This is a genomic window from Ensifer sp. LC163, from assembly GCF_001695855.1.
Classification (GTDB): Bacteria; Pseudomonadota; Alphaproteobacteria; order Rhizobiales; family Rhizobiaceae; genus Ensifer.
Window position 1 is genome coordinate 523,235 of record NZ_MBSS01000023.1, and the last position, 17,325, is coordinate 540,559.

Genomic DNA, 17,325 nt, shown 5'->3' on the forward strand with positions numbered 1-17,325 from the left:
TCCTCCGTTCTTGGGCCAGGGTCAGGCGCGCACGTGCACGTTCAGGAGCGCAGCGCCGCGGTTGGTCTCGATGTGGTGGATGGCGCGCTCAAGCGCGGCCTGCAGTTCCTCGCCACGCCAGACCGTTTCGGCGTAGGCGTTGCTCGCCGCGGCGATCTTGGCAAAGTCGGGAACAGGGACAAGCGAGGTCAGCGGCATGCGGTTGGCCTTTGCGGCATAGCCGTCGGGATAGACGCCGAGAACCGACTGCCTGACCGCACCCCACTCGGCGTTGTTGACGATGACGATCAGGATCGGCAGGCCGAGCGCCTCGGCGATCTGGTGGCAGGCGGCCGGGTTCGAGAAGATGTAGGAGCCGTCGCCCATCGTAGCGACCACCAGCCGATCCGGCTCGGCAAGCTGCATGCCGAGGGCGGCGGGAAATGACCAGCCGAGGCCGCCCGAATGCGGTTCCTGATACCAGGCCCGGGCATTGTTAAGACGCATGGGGACAAGCGGGCAACCGAGCTCGGACAGCACTGTCGCCTTGCGGCCAAAAAGCGCCCGGGACAAGGTGAGGCTGACCCACTCCTTGGTCATAGCGTCTCCGGCGCCGGCCGCGGCCTTTGCCTCAATGGCGGTTCTTGACGCCACGCTTGCTGCCGCGATTGCGGCTCGTCGCGCCTCAAGCCCGGCTGGTTTCTCCTGCGCGGCGAGAGCGTCTGCGAGCGCCAGCAGACCGGCCTCGATATCGCAGGCGATGGTCACGTCGGAGCGGAAATAGCGCACCGGAAACCGCTGGAAGAGCGGATCCTGCCCGAGCTGGATGACCTTGCATCCGGGTTTCAACTCGTGAATGTCCGGCGACCAGGGAGCCAGGGCGTCGATGACGAGGATGACGTCCGCATTCTCGAGCAGAGGCCGCGGATCGGCGGGTGCCGCCATCGGATGGTCGGTGGCGATGGCGAGCTGAACCGCCCAATATTGGCAGACCGGGATCGCCCATTCGGAGGCAAGTCTGGAGAGCGCCTCGAAGCCGACCTGAGAGCCGGCGCCGCGTTGCGCGAAAATCACCGGATTGCGCGCCCGGGCAAGCAGCAAGGCGGCTTGCGCGATCGTTGCCGGTTCCGGGCTATGCACGGCCGGCCGCATCGACGGCGGATCGGCCAGACCTTCGGTTGGGCAGGGCCCGCACAGCACCTCGCGCGGCAGGCTCATATAGACAGGACCGCGCGGCGTGGAGGTGGCGATCGCATGCGCCCGGTCGACCATCTGCGGCACGTGTTCGGCAAAGCGCAGTTCGTCGTCCCATTTCACCGCTTCGCGCACCAGTGCCGCCTGGTCGCGCATCTCCTGGCCCCAGCCGATCGGCACGGTGCGCGAGCCAAGATGGCCGCGTTCGCTGACCGGGGTCTTGCCGGAAAAAAGCAGCACCGGGATATGCTCGGTTGCGGCGTTGATTGCGCCGATGGCGCAATTGGCAAGACCGACATTGGTGTGCGCCATGACGGCCTGCGGGCGGCCGGTCGCAAGATAGTAGCCGTGAGCCATTGCCATGGCTGCGCTCTCGTGCGGAATGACGATCGCTTGCGGAAGCGGGATGCCTTTTGCCTCCGCCTCGGCAAGGCCCTCGATAACAGGCGGGAAGTCGGTGCCGGAATTGGCAAAGATATAGTCGACACCGACGGCCTTCAGACGCGCCAGCAGCGCGCCGCCAGCGGTCATCGTTTCGCTCAGCTGGGGCGCTTCGTTGCGATGGTTCATTTTCGCTTCCTCGCTTCAGGCGCTCATGCCGCCATCGACCATCAGCGTCGTGCCGGTCACGAAGCTCGACTGGTCGCTGGCGAGGTAAAGGACGGAGCGGGCGATCTCATCAGGCGTGCCGTGCCGACCGAGTGGGATCATCCGGTTGAAGAAATCCGTGCCGTCAGTGCCGATGGCTGCACCGAGGCCCTGTTCGACGGCCAGCTGAAAGCCGTTGTCGATCGGCCCGGGATGGACAGTGTTGACACGGATCCGGCGCAGGGCCAGTTCCTTGGCAAGGCACCGCATCAGCCCGATCTGCGCGTGTTTGGCGGTGATATAGGCATAGACACCGGGGTCGCCGCGCAGGCCGGCGACCGACGAGGTGATGATGATGGAGCCGCCATCGCGCATGCGGGGAACCACATGTTTGGCGGCGAGAAAGGCGCCTTTGACATGCACAGCCTGTACCGTGTCAAAGACATCCTCGGGATAGATATCGATCGGTGCGACGATGCCGAAATTGCCGGCATTGGAAAACAGCACGTCGATCGGACCGAAGCGCTCCGCTGTCCGTTCGACATAGCGTTTGGCATCGGCCGCCCGCGAAACGTCGGCTTCGATGAGCAGCACGCGATCGCTCGGCAGGGTCTCGGCGGCTTTCTCCAGCGCCGGCATGGCGAGATCGACAAGTGCCACATTGGCGCCTTCGTCAAGAAACAGCTTCGCCGCCGCCAATCCTAGACTGCCGCCGCCGCCTGTGATGATGCAGGTCTTGTTTTCCAGTGCCGCCAAGCTTGCTTGCTCCTCGATGTCGGCCAATCTTTCGGTCACGGTGATCAAGCCGGCTCCCCGCCGCCCTGATTGCCGTTTCGATCGACGGTTACTAGATCGGATAATGGATCGGGCCGTCCTGAATGGTGATCCAGCGAAGTTCAGTGAACTCGGCGATGCCGGCCTTGCCGCCGAAGCGGCCATAGCCGGACTCCTTGACGCCACCGAAGGGCATCTGCGCCTCGTCGTGAACCGTCGGGCCGTTGATGTGGCAAATGCCGGATTCGATCCGACGGGCAACGGCCATCGCCCGATTGATGTCCTTGCCGAAGACGGCGGAGGAAAGACCATACTCCGTGTCGTTGGCGACGCGCACCGCTTCGTCGATGGAGCCGACCCGAACGACCGAAACGACCGGTCCGAAGCTTTCCTCGCCGTAGATCCGCATCGCTGACGTCACCCGGTCGAGCAGCGTGGCGTCGACGATCGTGCCGTCGATGCCGCCGCCGGCTGCCAGTGTCGCGCCCTTGGCAACGGCATCGCGCACCAGCGCGTCGATCCGCTGGGCGGCATGGGCATCGACGACCGAGCCGAGCGGCGTGTCGCCCTTGCGCGGGTCACCGGCCTTCAACGTCTTCACCTTGGCGGCCAGCGCCTCGACGAAGCGGTCGGCGATCGTCTCGTCGACGACGATGCGCTCGGTCGACATGCAGATCTGGCCCTGGTTCATGTACGCGCCGAAGGCGGCGGCGGCGACAGCCTGTTCGAGATCGGCATCGTCGAGCACGACGAAGGGTGCCTTGCCGCCGAGCTCGAGCAAGGCGGGCTTGAGGTGGCGGCCGGCACTTTCGGCGATGATCCGGCCGACACGGGTCGAACCGGTGAAGTTGACGCGCCGCACGGCCGGATGGGCGATCAAGGCCTCGACGATCTCGCCGGCGTCTTCCGGCGCGTTCGACACGGCATTGAGCACGCCTTCCGGCAGGCCCGCCTCGTGCAGCGCGTCAACAATCAAACGGTGGGTACGCGGGCAGATTTCAGAGGTCTTCATGACGACGGTGTTGCCGCAGGCAAGCGGGGTTGCCAGCGAGCGCACGCCGAGAATGACGGGCGCGTTCCAGGGGGCGATCGACAGTACGACGCCTGCCGGTTGCCGGATCGCCATCGCGAGGCTCCCCGGCCGGTTCGACGGGATCACTTCGCCGGCGATCTGGGTGGTCAGCGATGCCGCCTCGCGCAGCATGTCGGCGGCAAGCGCGACATTGAACATCGCCCAGCCGGCGGTCGCTCCGGTTTCGGAAGCCATCGCGGCGACGAACTCGGGCGCCTTTGCCTGTAGGCGGTCGGCGGCCGCCAGCAGCAGCTTGCGCCGCTGGCCGGGGCCGGTCGCCGCCCAGGCCGGGAAGGCCCTTGCCGCAGCATTGACAGCCTGTCGCGCGTCATCGACGGTCGCGGCCGCCACGGTCGACGCCACCTCGCCGGAAATCGGGTTCAGCCGTTCGAAGACGCGGCCATCCGCCGCTTCGACCTCGGCATTGTTGATCTTCAATCCAAGCATGCTCATGATTTCTCCTTGTCTGTTCAGTTGGCGGCGCCGAGGAAGGCGCGCTGCACGGCAGCGTCGCTCATCAATGCCTGTGCGGTGCCTTCACCGGTAATGCGGCCGGCTTCTGCGAGATAGCCGCGATCAGCAATCGAAAGCGTCATTTTCACGTTCTGCTCGACGATCAGCAGCGCCAGGCCGGCCGCCTTGATGCGGGCAAGACTGGCGAACAGCTCACCGACGACGACCGGTGCAAGACCGAGGCTCGGTTCGTCCAGCATGAGAAGATCGGGCTTCGACATCAGCGCCCGACCGATCGCAACCATCTGCTGCTCGCCGCCGGACATGGTGTTGACATATTGGCTTCGCCGATCGCGCAGCTTCGAAAACAGGCTGTAGACGAAATCCTGCCGGTCCCTGGCGCCCTGTCGGGCGCGCTTGGCATAGGCGCCGAGGGCAAGGTTTTCTTCCACCGTCAGATCGCCGAAAACGCCGCGGCCCTCTGGCACCAGCGCGATGCCCGCTTCCAGAACGTCATGCGCGGGTGTCCCGGTGATGACGCGCTTGTCGAAGGATATCAGTGCGCCGGCGTCCGGCTTGGTCAGGCCGGCGATCGATTTCAGCAGCGAGGATTTGCCGGCACCGTTGGCGCCGAGAATAACGACGGTCTCACCCTTGCCGACCTTGAGCGAAAGCTGGTGCAGGGCGATGTGACGGCCGTAGTGGAGCGAGAGATTGCTGACTTCAAGCATGACCATCTCCCAGATAGGCCCTGACCACCTCCGGGTCGCAAAGTGCCTCCGCCGTTGGTGCGTCGGCGATCTTGCGTCCGGCGTTCATGACGATGCAGCGGTCGCAGAGCGCGCGGATGGCATCCATCACGTGTTCGACCAGAAGAATGGTGATGCCGCGGCTGCGAAGGCTACGGATCAGGTCTATTCCCGTCAAAAGCTCAGTTGGGTTGAGACCCGCCAGCCACTCGTCGAGCAGCAGCAGTTCCGGTTCCGCGGCAAGCGCCCGGGCTAGCTCCATTCGCTTCTGATCGATGTAGGTCAGGTCCTTGGCGCTCTGCTGCGCCTTGTGCGCAAGCCCGACCTGTGCGAGGCAGGCGAGCGCCTCGGTGGCCGCGGCCGATCCCCAAAGCGGGCGTTTGCCAAAGGCAAGCGCGGCGATGACGTTTTCAGCAACGGTGAGAGACGGCAGGCCGCGCACCAGCTGGAAGGTTCTGGCGACACCCTTGAGCGCGATGCGGTTGGGCGCCAGCCCGGAAACGACCTGCCTCCGCAGAGCGATCGTGCCGCCGCTTGGGGCCAGATAGCCCGAAACCATATTGAGCACAGTGGTCTTGCCCGACCCGTTCGGTCCGAGCAGCCCGACAATTTCTCCCGGCGCCAGCGAGAACGATACGTCGTTGACGGCGGTCAGGCCGCCGAAGCGTTTGGTGAGATTGGAGACCGTCAGCAGTTCGCTCATTCGGCAGCTCCTTTCCCGGCTCGCGTGTCGTTGCCGCGCAGGCGCGTCCAATGTTCCTCGACAAAGGCGAGCACGCCGCGGGGCAGAACGAAGACGATGGCGATGAACAAGAGGCCGAGGATGATCGAATAGTGGTTCGGGAAATTCGCCGACAGCCATTCGAACAGCAGGAACAGCGGCACGGCACCGAGCATCGGCCCATAGAGCCGGTTTGCTCCGCCGAGCAGCGCCATGATCAGCGTCAGGAAGGAAATGGTCGGGTTGAAGGCGATCGACGGTTCGACATAGGTCCAGCGCGGCGCCTGGATCGCGCCGACAAGGGTGATGATCACCGAACTGACGGCAAAGAGCGCGAGCTTGACCCTGGCGATGTCGATGCCGCAATGGCTCGCCACCACCTCGTCGTCGCCGATCACCTTCAAAGCCAGGCCGATGCGGCTGCGGCCGATCGCCCAGGCGATCACGAAGGTGAGGGCCGCAAGCGCCAGCAGCTGCCAGTAGATGCCTTCCGGCGTGACCGGCAGGAAAATGTAGCGGCCGAGCGTCCCGGTCATGTTGACCTCGTACCAGGTGACGAGCTGGCGTACGAGCTCGGCAAGGCCGAAGGTGAAGATCACGAAGTAGACGCCGGCAAGCCGCAACGTCGCAAGGCCGACGACGACTGCCAGCCCGAGGCCGATCAGTCCGGCGACGACGAGCAGCAAGGGATAGCTCAGGCTCTCGCCGAAGACGGCAACGGTATAGGCGCCGAGGCCGAAGAAGGCGACGGTTGCCAGCGACACATATCGCGTCGGGCCGGAAAACAGCGACCAGGCGGAGGCGAGCGTGACATAGCCGAGCAGGCCGATCATCAGCGTCACACCGTAGGGCCCGGCAAAAACGGGCACGCTGGCGAGCGCTGCTACGACCGCGACGAAGCCGGCGGTGGCAAAAACGATGTCGCGGTTCATCGGGCAATCCTCCCGAACAGTCCGGACGGCCGCCAGAGCAGCACGACGAGAAAGATGGCATAGGTTGCAGCGAGTGTGAGGCCAGGGTCGAGGTAGGTGGCGACGAAGGTCTCGACCACGCCCAGGATCAGGCCTGCCGACAAGGCGCCGAGGATATTGCCGACGCCGCCCATGATGACGACGATCAGCGCCTTCATGGTGAAGACGACGCCGGATGTCGCGGTGAAGGTTTGGTACATCGAGATGACCACCCCACCGGCCGCCGCCAGCGCGCCGCCGAGCGCAAAGGCCATGCGCGCCGCGCGATCGACATCGATGCCGACCAGCGGCGCCGAGCCGGGTGCGACCGAAACCGCACGAAGTGCCGTGCCCCACAGGGTGCGGGTCAGGAGCAGATACAGCCCGCCGGCAAAGACTGCGGCCAGGACGAAGGCAAGCAATCGGTTGGCGGCAAGCGTGGTGCCGAGGACGTTCACTGCGACATTGAGATAGCTGTAGCTGGTGAAATTGGCACCGAAAACCACCAGCAGAACGCCTTGGATGACGAAGAGGAGGCCGAAGGTTGCAAGGATGGAATCGATCTCAAGGCTCGCCTTGTCCCAAGCGCGGGCAACCAGCGGACGCATCATCACGCCGTAGATGACATAGCCGAGCGCGAAGCCGGCGGGGGCTGCGATCAACAGGCCGGCAACCGGGCTGATGCCCCAGGCGGTGAACAGCGTATAGGCCAGAAAGGCCGCGGCGATCACCACTTCGCCATAGGCCAGATTCATGATGCGCGCGATGCCGTACTGCAATGTCAGTCCCATGGCGACCAGCGCGTAAGTTCCTCCGAGCACAAGCCCGGACAACAGGGCCGTGACGAGCATCGGCCTCCTCCTTCATGCGTTATCAGGGGCATGCGCGCCTTGGGCGCCACGCCTTCCTGCCGCCCTTCTCCTGCGATGAAGGGCTGCACTTCAATTTTTCCGCTTCGTGACCACTGTTGGCGAACTCTCGGCGCGGCGGCTTCGTCCCTCTCTCCGTTGAGACAGGGAGAGGGACGGGTGCGCGAGACGTTCGCCTGGGTCAGTTCTGCTTCCACTCCGGCCGCGGCAGGACGACCTTGCTGACGCCGGCCCGATCACCCGGCGCAACGCCGACGAACGTGCCGTTCTGCCATTGGCCGGTCCACCAAAGCGTCCGCAACTGGTTGTCCTCGAACCTGGTTTCGCCGACCACCGTCTGGAAGGTGCCGCTTGCGAGTTCGGCCGAAACGGCTTCGCGATCGAGACCCTTGCGCTTGATTGCCTCCTGCAGCATCTGCAGGCTGGCATAGGTGATGACGCTGCCCCAGTAATCGGGAGCGGTGCCGGTGACGGCTTCGTGGCGCTTGCGGTAGTCGGTATTCGCCTGGTTGTTCGGGTCGATGCCACCAAGGCTCATGATCCCCGTGGCGTTTTCGCCGTTGTTCTTGCCGTAGGCGGGAAAACCGGTGCCGACGCCGAGATAGAGAACCTTGGGATTGAAGCTTGCGACCTGGGCCTGCTGGGTCAAGGCAAACGTGTCCGGGGGGTAGGAGAAGGCAACGAAAGTGTCGGCGCCACTTGCCTTCGCTTCGTTGATCATTGGCGAGAAATCCGAGGTCCCGACCGGATAGGTCTTGTCGTAGACCACCTCGATGCCCGTCTCCTCGAAAGCCGGACGCGCTGCCGTTACCAGATCGATGCCAAAGCCGTCGGCAACGGAAACCATGGCGACCCTGTTGTTGATCGCGCCGGTTTTGCCGGCTTCGGCCAGGATTGCCGCCAGCGCCTTGGCATAGTCGTGACCGCCGCCGAGCATCCAGAAGCTCTTCTTCCAGCGTTGGACGAACTGCGGCGCTTTGTCGGTAACGGCAGACACGGCGAGCTGCGGATAGCCGTAACGGTCAAACAGCGGTGCGACCGCCAGGTTGAAGCCGGTTCCCCACGGCACCAGCATGAAATCCACCTCGTCCTGCGTCGCCAGGCGCTCGACGGCGCGCACCACTTCTTCCGAGGAAGAACGATCGTCATATTCGACGACTTCGATCGGCAGCTTGCTGCCGTCGGGCAGTTCGAGGCCGCCGGCGTCGTTCACGTCTTTGATCCAGAGCTGGTAGTTCGGCAATGTGGTGATGCCCGCACCGCCGGCATTGGGGCCGGTCTTGGAGATTGCGTAGCCGATCTTTACGGATTTCCTGTCCTGCGCACTGGCAGGGTTTGCGATACCGGCAGCCAGCATGATCGCGGCAAGCGCCGTCGTTCGCAGGACCTGCCTGCGTCGAAAGGTTTTCATGATTTTCCTCCCATGTGGCCCTTAAGCTGCGGGCCGTTGCGTCGCGCCGCGCCTGAAGGCTTGTTCTCCTCCACTTCCAGGCTCGCCGATTTCGACATCATCACGCTAGCTGTCGCCCGTCCTAGACGGAATAGACTTTTACAAGAGATACTTGTACTTTTCACGGAAACGGGAGCGACACATTGCCGGGTTCGACCAACAACGCGACGACCGCCACAACAGGCGGTTCCGCACGTCCGCCCGGGCCCACGGAGGCGCGGTTCTTTCGCGCCGCGCTCTCGCCGTCGGAATGGACCTTTCGCGGCACGCGCAACCGTATCTTCCTGCTCCTTTCCGGCGGCGGCCATATCCGCCTGGGTCGCTACGACGTGCCGCTGCAGGGGCCGGCGATCGTCTGGGCACCCGCAGGCGAGACCGGTGCCGTCATCTTTGATGCAGGAGCGGAAGGGGCATCGCTCGCCATTCCCGATGTCGTGCTGGGTTCGGCGATGCCGATGGGGGCAGTTTTTGCGCAGGTTCGTGAAGCGATCGCCAGGCCGATCCTCGGTGCGCGCATTCCGCTGGTCGCGGCCAGGCAGCTTGCGGCGGGTCTGCAGGCAATCGAACAGGAACTGAGGGCCAACGAAGCGGGGGCGCAGGAGGTAATCCGCCATCACCTGGCCTTGACCCTGATTGCCATCTGGCGGCTGGCGGGTACCGGCCACAATCGGCCGCAGCCCTCGCCGCGGGCGATCGTGCGCGGTTTTGTTCATCTGGTGGAACTCCACCTGCGCGACCATTGGGCGCTCGCGGAATATGCGCATCTGCTCGGGGTGACCGCAGATCGGCTCAACACCGCCGTCCGTCGGGCCACCGGCCGCACGCCGATGGAACTCATCCATGCAAGGCTGATGACCGAGGCGGTGATACTGCTCGACAATTCCGGCCTGCAGGTCGCAGAAGTCGCCGAAAGCCTCGGCTTCAGCGATGCGGCCTATTTCAGCCGCTTCTTCAAACGGCTGACCGGAATATCGCCGCGGGCGCACCGGGCTGGCGCGGTGGCGAAAAGAAGCGATCTCAACACCAGTTACGCCGCCTGGCCATAGCGCCGGGCTCGGTAGCAGGTGACCTATGACACTGCGGCGGCTGGGAGAAGGGCCCCGGGGCTAGCGGTAGAGCACTTGCGCCAATGAGGACGCGCAAGACGGGCGTTCGTTGGTGAGGACTGGCGCTTGCGTTTTTATGCCGGTCTGACGAGGTTGGTCGGGCGCAGTTCAGTATCCGCGCTTTTGCGATAGTTCGCAGCGGAAGCGGGGCGGCCGACATGGAAGCCTTGAACATGGTCGATGCGGAACGCCCGCATCAGCGCCATTTGTTCCTCGGTTTCGACACCTTCCACCAGGATCTTGTGGCCGCGGTTCCTGACCAGCCCGATGATATCCTTCAGCATTGCCTTGCCCTTTGGCGTGCCGCAATCGTGAAGGAACGAGCGGTCGATCTTGACCGTATCGAAATCGATCAGACGGAGCCAGGAAAGGCCGGCAAAGCCCGTCCCGAAATCGTCGAGCCAAATCCGAATGCCCAGCGTTTCGAGGTCGCTGATGCAGCGCAGCACGTCCGAGTGCATCTCCATCTCGAGGCCCTCGGTAATTTCGAAGGCGAGCCGGCCGCCGGCCACTCCCGTCTCGCCAAGGATAGCGGCAACGGATGTGGCAAAGCCCGGCGTCTTCAGCTGGATAGGCGAGACATTGACGCTGACGACAGGCACATGATCGTTTGCGAGAAGCTCGCGGCAGACCGTGCGGATTGCCCAGCGCCCCAGGTCGATGATGGCGCCGGTGCGCTCGGCAATGGGGATGAAAAGGCTCGGGGGAACCGCGGTCCCATCCAGCATTTTCAGCCGCATCAGCGCTTCGACGGCCTCGACGCGGCCCGTCGCGACATTCTTGATCGGCTGGTAGACGAGGGAGACGAGATCCTGATCGGTCGCGATCTTCAAGAGCGCGGCGATGTTCTCGCTCTCGTCGCTGGTCTGCGGGTCGTTCGGGTCGAAGACCCTGGCGCAGTTGCGGCCGCTCGCCTTCGCAGCGTAAAGCGCCCGGTCGGCCTCGTGGATGATCCGCTCGAGCTTGGAGCCCGTCTGATGTCTGGTGAAGGCGGCGCCGACACTGACCGTGACGATGGACGTGCCGTCGCGCCGCTGTCCGTGCACCAGTTCGAGGCGCTGCACCGTGCGGCAAATGGCGTCGGCGAGATCGGCTGCTTCCTCGCGCGTGTCCATACGCGCGAGGATGATGAATTCTTCGCCGCCGTAGCGGCCGATGGACGCGTCGAGTTGCTCGATCGATTCCTTCAGCGTGTTGGCCACGAGAATGAGGCAACGGTCGCCTTCCTGGTGACCATAGCAGTCGTTGTATTTCTTGAAGAAGTCGACGTCGATCAGGATCGCTGCGAAGCTGTCGCCGAACTTTTGCCAGTCGCCCCAGTATTCCCTGAGCTTCTGGTCCACGGCTCGGCGATTGTCGAGACCGGTCAGGGAATCGGTGTTGGAGAGCCTGAGCAGCGCCTTGCCGCGCTCGGTCGCCTCCCGCTGTTGCACCCTTGCCTCGAACGCATTGAGGAAGACCTTGTAACGTTCGCGGTTGAGCTTCCAGTTGACGTAGGAGGTGAAGACGAAACAGGAGACGAAAAAGGTGCCGAAGGCCAGCTGGTAGGAGGGGTTCTGCGGCGAGAAATATAAGAGATCGAGGAAAAAGGCGCCAAGGATGATGCTCGACGAGATCACCGAAAGGCGGAACTGGAAGATGAAGAACAGGTTGGCGCCCATCATGAAGATGGCACCGAAGATCATGTAGTAGGACATGTTCTGCGTGTGCGCGGTCATCATTGCCGGAATGAGCCAGCCGAGATAGCCGAAAACAAGCGCGCCGGAACAGGTCCTGTCCAGCCAGTCCGTCTTAACGTTGAAGTGGACCTGGATTTCCAGGACGGCAAGCGCAACCGCGCCTACGACAAAGCGCGAGGCGATCGTGTAGCGTGCGACATCGGAGATCAGCAACAGGTCGGTAATCGAAAACAGGAGATAGACCGCAACGGCGATCCACAGCCCTTTTCTCGTCGCTTCCCTGCGTGTCGTTTCGCCTTCCTGGCGATAGAGTACGCGCAGCTCCGCCGGCAGCGGTCTGAGTGGCTGCTTGTGCAAATCTATCTCAACGACGTCGGCCAGGGTTTGCTTCATGCACCGGTCCAGGGAGTTGCGTCGCGCTCAACGGAAATCTGGTCTCGTTTTTCCATCTCTGGACGTTGCTTCAGACGCTCCACGCTTGCCATTCACTGGGTACCACAACAAGGACAGGCAGGCGTCAACGACATCGTAGAAGACGCCTATTAAATTTTGATAAATTAGCCGAGACTGACGGCCGGTGCAGGGGTGTATCCAAATGGATACTGTCCGCCAGTATTTACCATATACTCTACAAAAACTTGCAATTCGAGACGCAGTTCGCGCATTCTTACCCATATTGTTAACAGAGCATTAACGGATGGGTTTTGCGTGAGCCAGCTTCAAATCGTGTTCGATGGCGAAAGTCTTATTACTCCCCAATCAATCGCAACCGAGTTCGCTTCGTCAAGAAGTGAGTTTTATGACGAGCAGTTTGCAACAGGAAAAGCCGAACTCGCGCTGATTCTCCAAATTGCACAGCAGCAATTTGCCCAGCAACTGGACCCCAGGAAGATAATACATCGATTGGCGGCAGCACTTCACGAGACGCGCGCAAAGTTTCATCCGAGCGTTTGGCAGGAACTGATTCCGATTGCACAAAAGCATCCGGTGTCGGAATTCTTCCTCCAGGACCCTTTTACCCGCTGGTCCTTCGAAAAACCGCGGGGTTACTCCGGCGACGCCCAATTGCTCGACTTCATCTACGGCCACCCCAGCGTTGCCGGTGAGATCGCCAAGGCGTCGCCAATGGGCAAGGCTCTCTATGACTATACCAAGGACGCCTCGTCGTCGGTTGCCGTGCGGGAGCGCCGGGATCTGCTGACGCAGCATGTCGATGAGATCGCGGCCACGCGCGGTGGGGAGGCGGAAATCCTGACGATTGCCGCCGGGCATCTGCGCGAGGCAAACCGTTCGGTTGCTCTGCAGGAAGGGCGCATAAAGCGCTGGGTCGCGCTCGACCAGGACCCGCTCAGTGTCGGATCCATCACCAGGGATTTTCGGGGAACCAGGGTCGAGGCGATCGACGGCTCCGTCCGTGGGATTCTCACCCGGGCGCACAAGCTCGGCAAGTTCGACTTCGTCTACGCGGCAGGGCTTTACGACTACCTGCCCCACAACGTGGCGGTGAAGCTCACACGCCGCTGCCTGCAGATGCTGAAGCCCAACGGCGTCTTCCTCTTCGCCAATTTCGCAACGGACATCGGCGTCGACGGCTATATGGAGACCTTCATGAACTGGGCGCTGCTGCTGCGCTCGCAGTCGGACATGTGGAGCATCGTCAACGAAAGTGTCGACGGCTCCAATTTCGAATCGCACGTGACGTTCGGAGCGAACCGTAACGTTGTCTATGCGACGTTGCAAAAGCGCTCGTAATCGCCACTGAAGTGGGTTACCGCGGCGCGCGTCATCTTTGACGCGCGCCGCTGTCGTTCGGCATAGGCGTGGTGTCGCATTGGCGGGCAGCCTGACACTCTGGACGCTTCCCGCCCTACAGCGCCGTGCGTCAAATATGACGCGCAAAGGACGCTGTAACGCTCTTAACTTGCTGCATAATTTTCTCCTTAAATCGATTCCGATTTAAGGAATTATGCAGTAGCGCCGCTGTCCGCGCGCCACGCGCCGTTCTTAAGTTCTCGATAGGGAAGTGTATCGCCGGTGCGGCGCAGTCGTGCAGGTCCTGCAAGTCTGGCGACCGATCTACCCAGAGCTGTTATGCAATAATTTCATAGCGCTTGAAATTCTATGCATTGGCGAGCCGCTTTCCTTTTCTCTAGCATCCCCAACTGCACAACTTGTGGCCCATGAGAGCGCTGCACCGGGACGGATAACGATCCAGTTTCGGCGCGCTACTGGGGGGCGGGAGACACGGGCTGTGCGGAGGGCCGCGCGTGCAACCAAGCGTGGCTCTGTATTGCAGTGACGGCCGAAGGGGAGGAGCCTTAGATGCCAGCGGGACAGTGTTTTCACGCCGACATGATCGTGCACAACGGCGTGATCTGGTGCGGTCTAGCCGAGGGCGTCGTCGAGGCCCTGGCGATCTGGCAGGGCAAAATCCTGGCGACAGGCACGAGACAGGAAATGGAGGCCTATCGCGGCGACGGCACTGAGCTTCTCGACCTTCAAGGGCAGTTCGCCACGCCTGGTCTCAACGACGCACATCTCCACCTGATTTCGGTCGGCCTGACGTTGAATTGGGTCGACGCGACGCCGCAGGCAGCACCGACCCTCGAAAGCCTGCTGGCTGCAATCAAGCATCAGGCCGAAAGCACGCCCCCCGGCACCTGGATCCGGGCGCGCGGTTACGACCAGACCAAGCTCGATACCGGCCGCCATCCGCTTCGCGCCGAACTCGATGCGGTCGCGCCGCACCACCCCGTCATGGTGGTGCGCGCCTGCGGGCATGTATCGATCTTCAATTCAGAGGCATTCCGTCTTGCCGGCGTCGACGAGAACACGGCCGTGCCGGAAGGCGGTCTGATCGAACAGGCCTCCGGCGCCCTGACGGGTCTGGTCGCAGAAAATGCGCAAGGCCTGGTCCGCGCGGCAATCCCGAAAGCTTCGACCGACGACATGATCGATGCGATCGAGAGCGCCGGCAATCTTCTCCTGTCCTACGGTATCACCAGCATCATGGATGCGGCAGTCGGTCAGGTCGCAGGCTTTGACGAGATCAAGGCCTACAATCTGGCGAAGCTCAGCAACAGGCTGCCGGTGCGCACCTGGCTGGTTCTTCTCGGCGACCCCAAGGTTTCGATCGTGCCGCAGAGCTACGAGGCGGGCCTTGTTTCCGGTGTCGGCGACGACATGCTGAAAGTCGGCGCCGTCAAGATCTTCCTCGACGGATCGGCCGGCGGCCGCACCGCCTGGATGAGCAGCCCCTATCTCGGCGGCGACAACACCGGCGTTCAGATTCTCTCGGATTCGGAACTCGAATCTCTCGTGCTCGACGCGCATGCCAAGGGCTATCAACTGGCCTGCCATGCCATCGGCGACGCAGCGATCGACCAGTTGATCACGGCCTACGAGAAGGCGCTCGAGGCGATCCCGGACGCGGACCGCCGCCATCGGATCGAGCATTGCGGTTTTTCCAGTGACGCGCAGCACCGGCGCATGGTGAAGGCGGGCATATATCCGTGTCCGCAACAGGTGTTCATCTACGATTTCGGCGATGCCTATGTCTCGGTGCTTGGCGAAGAGCGGGCGCTGTCGAGCTATCCCTTGAAGACCTGGAAGGATCTGGGGCTGAGGCCCGCGACCGGCAGCGATGCGCCGGTCTGTCATCCCAATCCGTTCCCCAACATCTACAGCATGCTGACGCGCAAGACAGCCAAGGGCACCGTGATGGATGCTCGCGAGCGGGTCTCCATCGAGGAGGCTCTGCAGGTCTACACCGAATACGGCGCGTTCTCGCAGAAGCTCGAAATGGTCAAGGGACGGCTGGTCCCTGGGCAGCTTGCCGACATCGCCGTGTTCTCCAGGAACATGCTGACGGCCAGCCCCGAAGACATCCTCAACGGTACGCGCTGCACCCTGGCAATCCGGGGCGGCGAGGTGGTCTTCGAGCGACAGAACGCCTGACGAAGGCGAAAGGGAGCAGCAAGGGCGGCTTCATGCATCTCAGCCGATCCGGGAGGTCGGATGAGATCGCGATCTTGTTCATCCATACGCAGAACAACAAGTGGGGAGGAATACCGGAATGATGAAGAAAATAGCATTGCTTTCGACATTGACGGCAGCGCTGCTGGCGGGCGTAGCGTCTGTCCAGGCGGCCGATACGCCGCGGGCGGGCGGAACGGTCAACTTCGTGGCGCCCTATGGCGACAGCTTCTCGACGCTCGACATCCAGGCGTCGCCGCAGACGCAGGACGAATTCTACGCCAAGGCGATCCACCGCACCCTTTATGACTGGGACGCGGACAAGAACGTGCCGGTGCTGGCGCTTGCGACCGATGTCGGCATCTCCGCCGACAAGCTGGTCTATACCTATAAGCTGCGCCAGGACGCCTATTTCCACAACGGCAAGCAGATGACGGCCGACGACATCGTCTCGAGCTTCACCCGCATGGCCGATCCGGCCAAGGCCTATCCACCCTCGCGCTACATCGCCAACATCAAGGGCGGCGCCGACTACATGGCCGGCAAGGCCGAGGCGATTTCGGGCCTGAAGAAGGTCGACGATTTCACGCTGGAAGTGACGCTGACGGATCCAGTTGATCCGGCCTTCCTGTTCATGCGCAACAACACGGCGATCTATCCCGCCGGCGAAGCCGACAAGGAAAGCTTCCAGAGCCATCCGATCGGCCTCGGGCCCTACAAGTTTGCCGAGTATGTGCCCGGCTCGCGCCTGACGGTCGAGAAATGGGAGAAGTACTACGAGAAGGACAAGCCCTACGCCGACAAGATCAACATCCTGATCATGGGCGATGCCTCGGCGCGTGACGTTGCGTTCCGCAACAAGGAGGTCGACGTCTCCGTCCTCGGGCCGTCGCAGTACGTCGCCTATCAGGCCGATCCGGAGCTGTCCAAGGGGCTGCTCGAGGTCGCCGAAGTCTATACGCGCTATGTCGGCTTCAATCTCGATTTCGAGCCGTTCAAGGACAAGCGCGTTCGCCAGGCGTTCAACTATGCGATCAACGCCGACCTGATCATCAAGCGGCTGGCGAAGGACAAGGCCTACCGGGCGAGCGGCTGGCTGCCGACGTCGTCGCCGGCCTATGACCAGGACGCCCAGCCCTATGCCTACGATCCGGAAAAGGCGAAGGCACTGCTCATCGAGGCCGGCTATGCCGACGGCTTCGATGTCGAACTGACGGCGACGCAGAATGAGAGCTGGGGCCTGACGATCGTCGAGGCGATCATCCCGATGCTGGAAAAGGTCGGCATCCGCGTAAAGGCAAAGCCGGTCGAGGCTTCGGTGCTCTCGGAAGTCGTGCCGGCTGGCGATTTCCAGTCGTTCATGTGGTCCTCGGAAAGCGGCCCTGATGCATTGACGGCGATGCAGTGCTTCTACTCCAAGACGTCCCAGGCGGCGTGCAACTACCAGAAGTTCGCCAATGCCGATTTCGACAAGCTGTTCGAAGCGGCCAAGGTCGCCAAGACCGACGAGGAAAAGAACGACTTGCTGCGCAAGGCAAACAACCTTGTTCAGGAAGAAGCACCGGTCTGGTTCTTCAACTACAACAAGGCGGTGATGGCCTACCAGCCCTGGCTGCACGGGTTGCAGCCGAACTCTGCCGAACTGGCGATCCAGTCCTATGAGAAGCTCTGGGTGGACGAAACGGTTCCAGCCGGACGTTGATGAAAGCGCCCCGGCGTCGCCCGTGCGATGTCGGGGCTTTTCCGTTGGTATCTGGCGTGCATTG

Annotated in this window: 13 protein-coding genes; 4 read left to right on the plus strand and 9 right to left on the minus strand. The window is 62.7% G+C overall.

All coding sequences use genetic code 11. The features are described 5' to 3' along the window. Positions 1-21: 21 nt before the first annotated feature. The 8 genes from BC360_RS20580 to BC360_RS20615 all read right to left on the minus strand — a co-directional run bounded on the left by BC360_RS20580 (position 22) and on the right by BC360_RS20615 (position 8,760). Positions 22-1,743, minus strand: a complete 1,722-nt coding sequence (locus tag BC360_RS20580; protein ID WP_065796711.1) for a thiamine pyrophosphate-requiring protein — start codon at positions 1,741-1,743, stop codon at positions 22-24. Between the two features lie 15 nt (positions 1,744-1,758). Beyond that, a complete protein-coding gene (locus BC360_RS20585) occupies positions 1,759-2,556 on the minus strand; it encodes an SDR family NAD(P)-dependent oxidoreductase (protein ID WP_244512813.1) in 798 nt (265 codons plus the stop codon). Positions 2,557-2,608: 52 nt separating this feature from the next. Further along, complete coding sequence (locus BC360_RS20590) at positions 2,609-4,060, minus strand: aldehyde dehydrogenase (RefSeq protein WP_065796712.1); 1,452 nt, start codon at positions 4,058-4,060, stop codon at positions 2,609-2,611. A gap of 17 nt (positions 4,061-4,077) precedes the next feature. Beyond that, complete coding sequence (locus BC360_RS20595) at positions 4,078-4,791, minus strand: ABC transporter ATP-binding protein (protein ID WP_065796713.1); 714 nt, start codon at positions 4,789-4,791, stop codon at positions 4,078-4,080. Further along, the gene (locus tag BC360_RS20600) at positions 4,784-5,512 is read right to left on the minus strand and encodes an ABC transporter ATP-binding protein (RefSeq protein WP_065796714.1); all 729 of its coding nucleotides are present in this window, start codon (positions 5,510-5,512) and stop codon (positions 4,784-4,786) included. Before BC360_RS20600 ends, BC360_RS20595 begins: the two co-directional genes overlap by 8 nt. Continuing rightward, on the minus strand, positions 5,509-6,462 hold the full coding sequence (locus tag BC360_RS20605) for a branched-chain amino acid ABC transporter permease (protein WP_065796715.1): 954 nt from the start codon (positions 6,460-6,462) through the stop codon (positions 5,509-5,511). The genes BC360_RS20600 and BC360_RS20605 overlap by 4 nt, the downstream gene beginning before the upstream one ends. Then, complete coding sequence (locus tag BC360_RS20610; RefSeq protein ID WP_065796716.1) at positions 6,459-7,331, minus strand: branched-chain amino acid ABC transporter permease; 873 nt, start codon at positions 7,329-7,331, stop codon at positions 6,459-6,461. The genes BC360_RS20605 and BC360_RS20610 overlap by 4 nt, the downstream gene beginning before the upstream one ends. 199 nt (positions 7,332-7,530) lie before the next feature. Further along, on the minus strand, positions 7,531-8,760 hold the full coding sequence (locus BC360_RS20615; RefSeq protein WP_065796717.1) for an amino acid ABC transporter substrate-binding protein: 1,230 nt from the start codon (positions 8,758-8,760) through the stop codon (positions 7,531-7,533). Between the two features lie 182 nt (positions 8,761-8,942). On the opposite strand from BC360_RS20615, the gene BC360_RS20620 reads away from it, so the two are divergent. Continuing rightward, entirely contained in the window at positions 8,943-9,845 is a 903-nt protein-coding gene (locus BC360_RS20620; RefSeq protein ID WP_083222651.1) for a helix-turn-helix domain-containing protein, read from the plus strand. Between the two features lie 134 nt (positions 9,846-9,979). Here BC360_RS20620 and BC360_RS20625 read toward each other — a convergent pair whose 3' ends face one another. Beyond that, positions 9,980-11,977: a putative bifunctional diguanylate cyclase/phosphodiesterase gene (locus BC360_RS20625; protein ID WP_065785258.1), complete on the minus strand. Its 1,998-nt coding sequence runs from the start codon at positions 11,975-11,977 to the stop codon at positions 9,980-9,982. A 315-nt stretch (positions 11,978-12,292) separates the two neighbouring features. Between BC360_RS20625 and BC360_RS20630 the strand changes: the two genes are divergently transcribed. The 3 genes from BC360_RS20630 to BC360_RS20640 all read left to right on the plus strand — a co-directional run bounded on the left by BC360_RS20630 (position 12,293) and on the right by BC360_RS20640 (position 17,261). Next, complete coding sequence (locus tag BC360_RS20630; protein ID WP_065785259.1) at positions 12,293-13,336, plus strand: class I SAM-dependent methyltransferase; 1,044 nt, start codon at positions 12,293-12,295, stop codon at positions 13,334-13,336. Between the two features lie 570 nt (positions 13,337-13,906). Continuing rightward, a complete protein-coding gene (locus tag BC360_RS20635; protein ID WP_065796718.1) occupies positions 13,907-15,541 on the plus strand; it encodes an amidohydrolase in 1,635 nt (544 codons plus the stop codon). A gap of 121 nt (positions 15,542-15,662) precedes the next feature. Further along, complete coding sequence (locus BC360_RS20640; protein WP_083222662.1) at positions 15,663-17,261, plus strand: ABC transporter substrate-binding protein; 1,599 nt, start codon at positions 15,663-15,665, stop codon at positions 17,259-17,261. Positions 17,262-17,325 lie beyond the last annotated feature (64 nt).

Bases quoted from the DNA above. Each gene is read 5' to 3' on its own strand.
- BC360_RS20580 (WP_065796711.1), bottom strand. From the start codon at position 1,743: ATGAACCATCGCAACGAAGCGCCCCAGCTGAGCGAAACGATGACCGCT.
- BC360_RS20590 (WP_065796712.1), bottom strand. From the start codon at position 4,060: ATGAGCATGCTTGGATTGAAGATCAACAATGCCGAGGTCGAAGCGGCG.
- BC360_RS20595 (WP_065796713.1), bottom strand. From the start codon at position 4,791: ATGCTTGAAGTCAGCAATCTCTCGCTCCACTACGGCCGTCACATCGCC.
- BC360_RS20600 (WP_065796714.1), bottom strand. From the start codon at position 5,512: ATGAGCGAACTGCTGACGGTCTCCAATCTCACCAAACGCTTCGGCGGC.
- BC360_RS20605 (WP_065796715.1), bottom strand. From the start codon at position 6,462: ATGAACCGCGACATCGTTTTTGCCACCGCCGGCTTCGTCGCGGTCGTA.
- BC360_RS20610 (WP_065796716.1), bottom strand. From the start codon at position 7,331: ATGCTCGTCACGGCCCTGTTGTCCGGGCTTGTGCTCGGAGGAACTTAC.
- BC360_RS20615 (WP_065796717.1), bottom strand. From the start codon at position 8,760: ATGAAAACCTTTCGACGCAGGCAGGTCCTGCGAACGACGGCGCTTGCC.
- BC360_RS20625 (WP_065785258.1), bottom strand. From the start codon at position 11,977: ATGAAGCAAACCCTGGCCGACGTCGTTGAGATAGATTTGCACAAGCAG.
- BC360_RS20635 (WP_065796718.1), top strand. From the start codon at position 13,907: ATGCCAGCGGGACAGTGTTTTCACGCCGACATGATCGTGCACAACGGC.
- BC360_RS20640 (WP_083222662.1), top strand. From the start codon at position 15,663: ATGAAGAAAATAGCATTGCTTTCGACATTGACGGCAGCGCTGCTGGCG.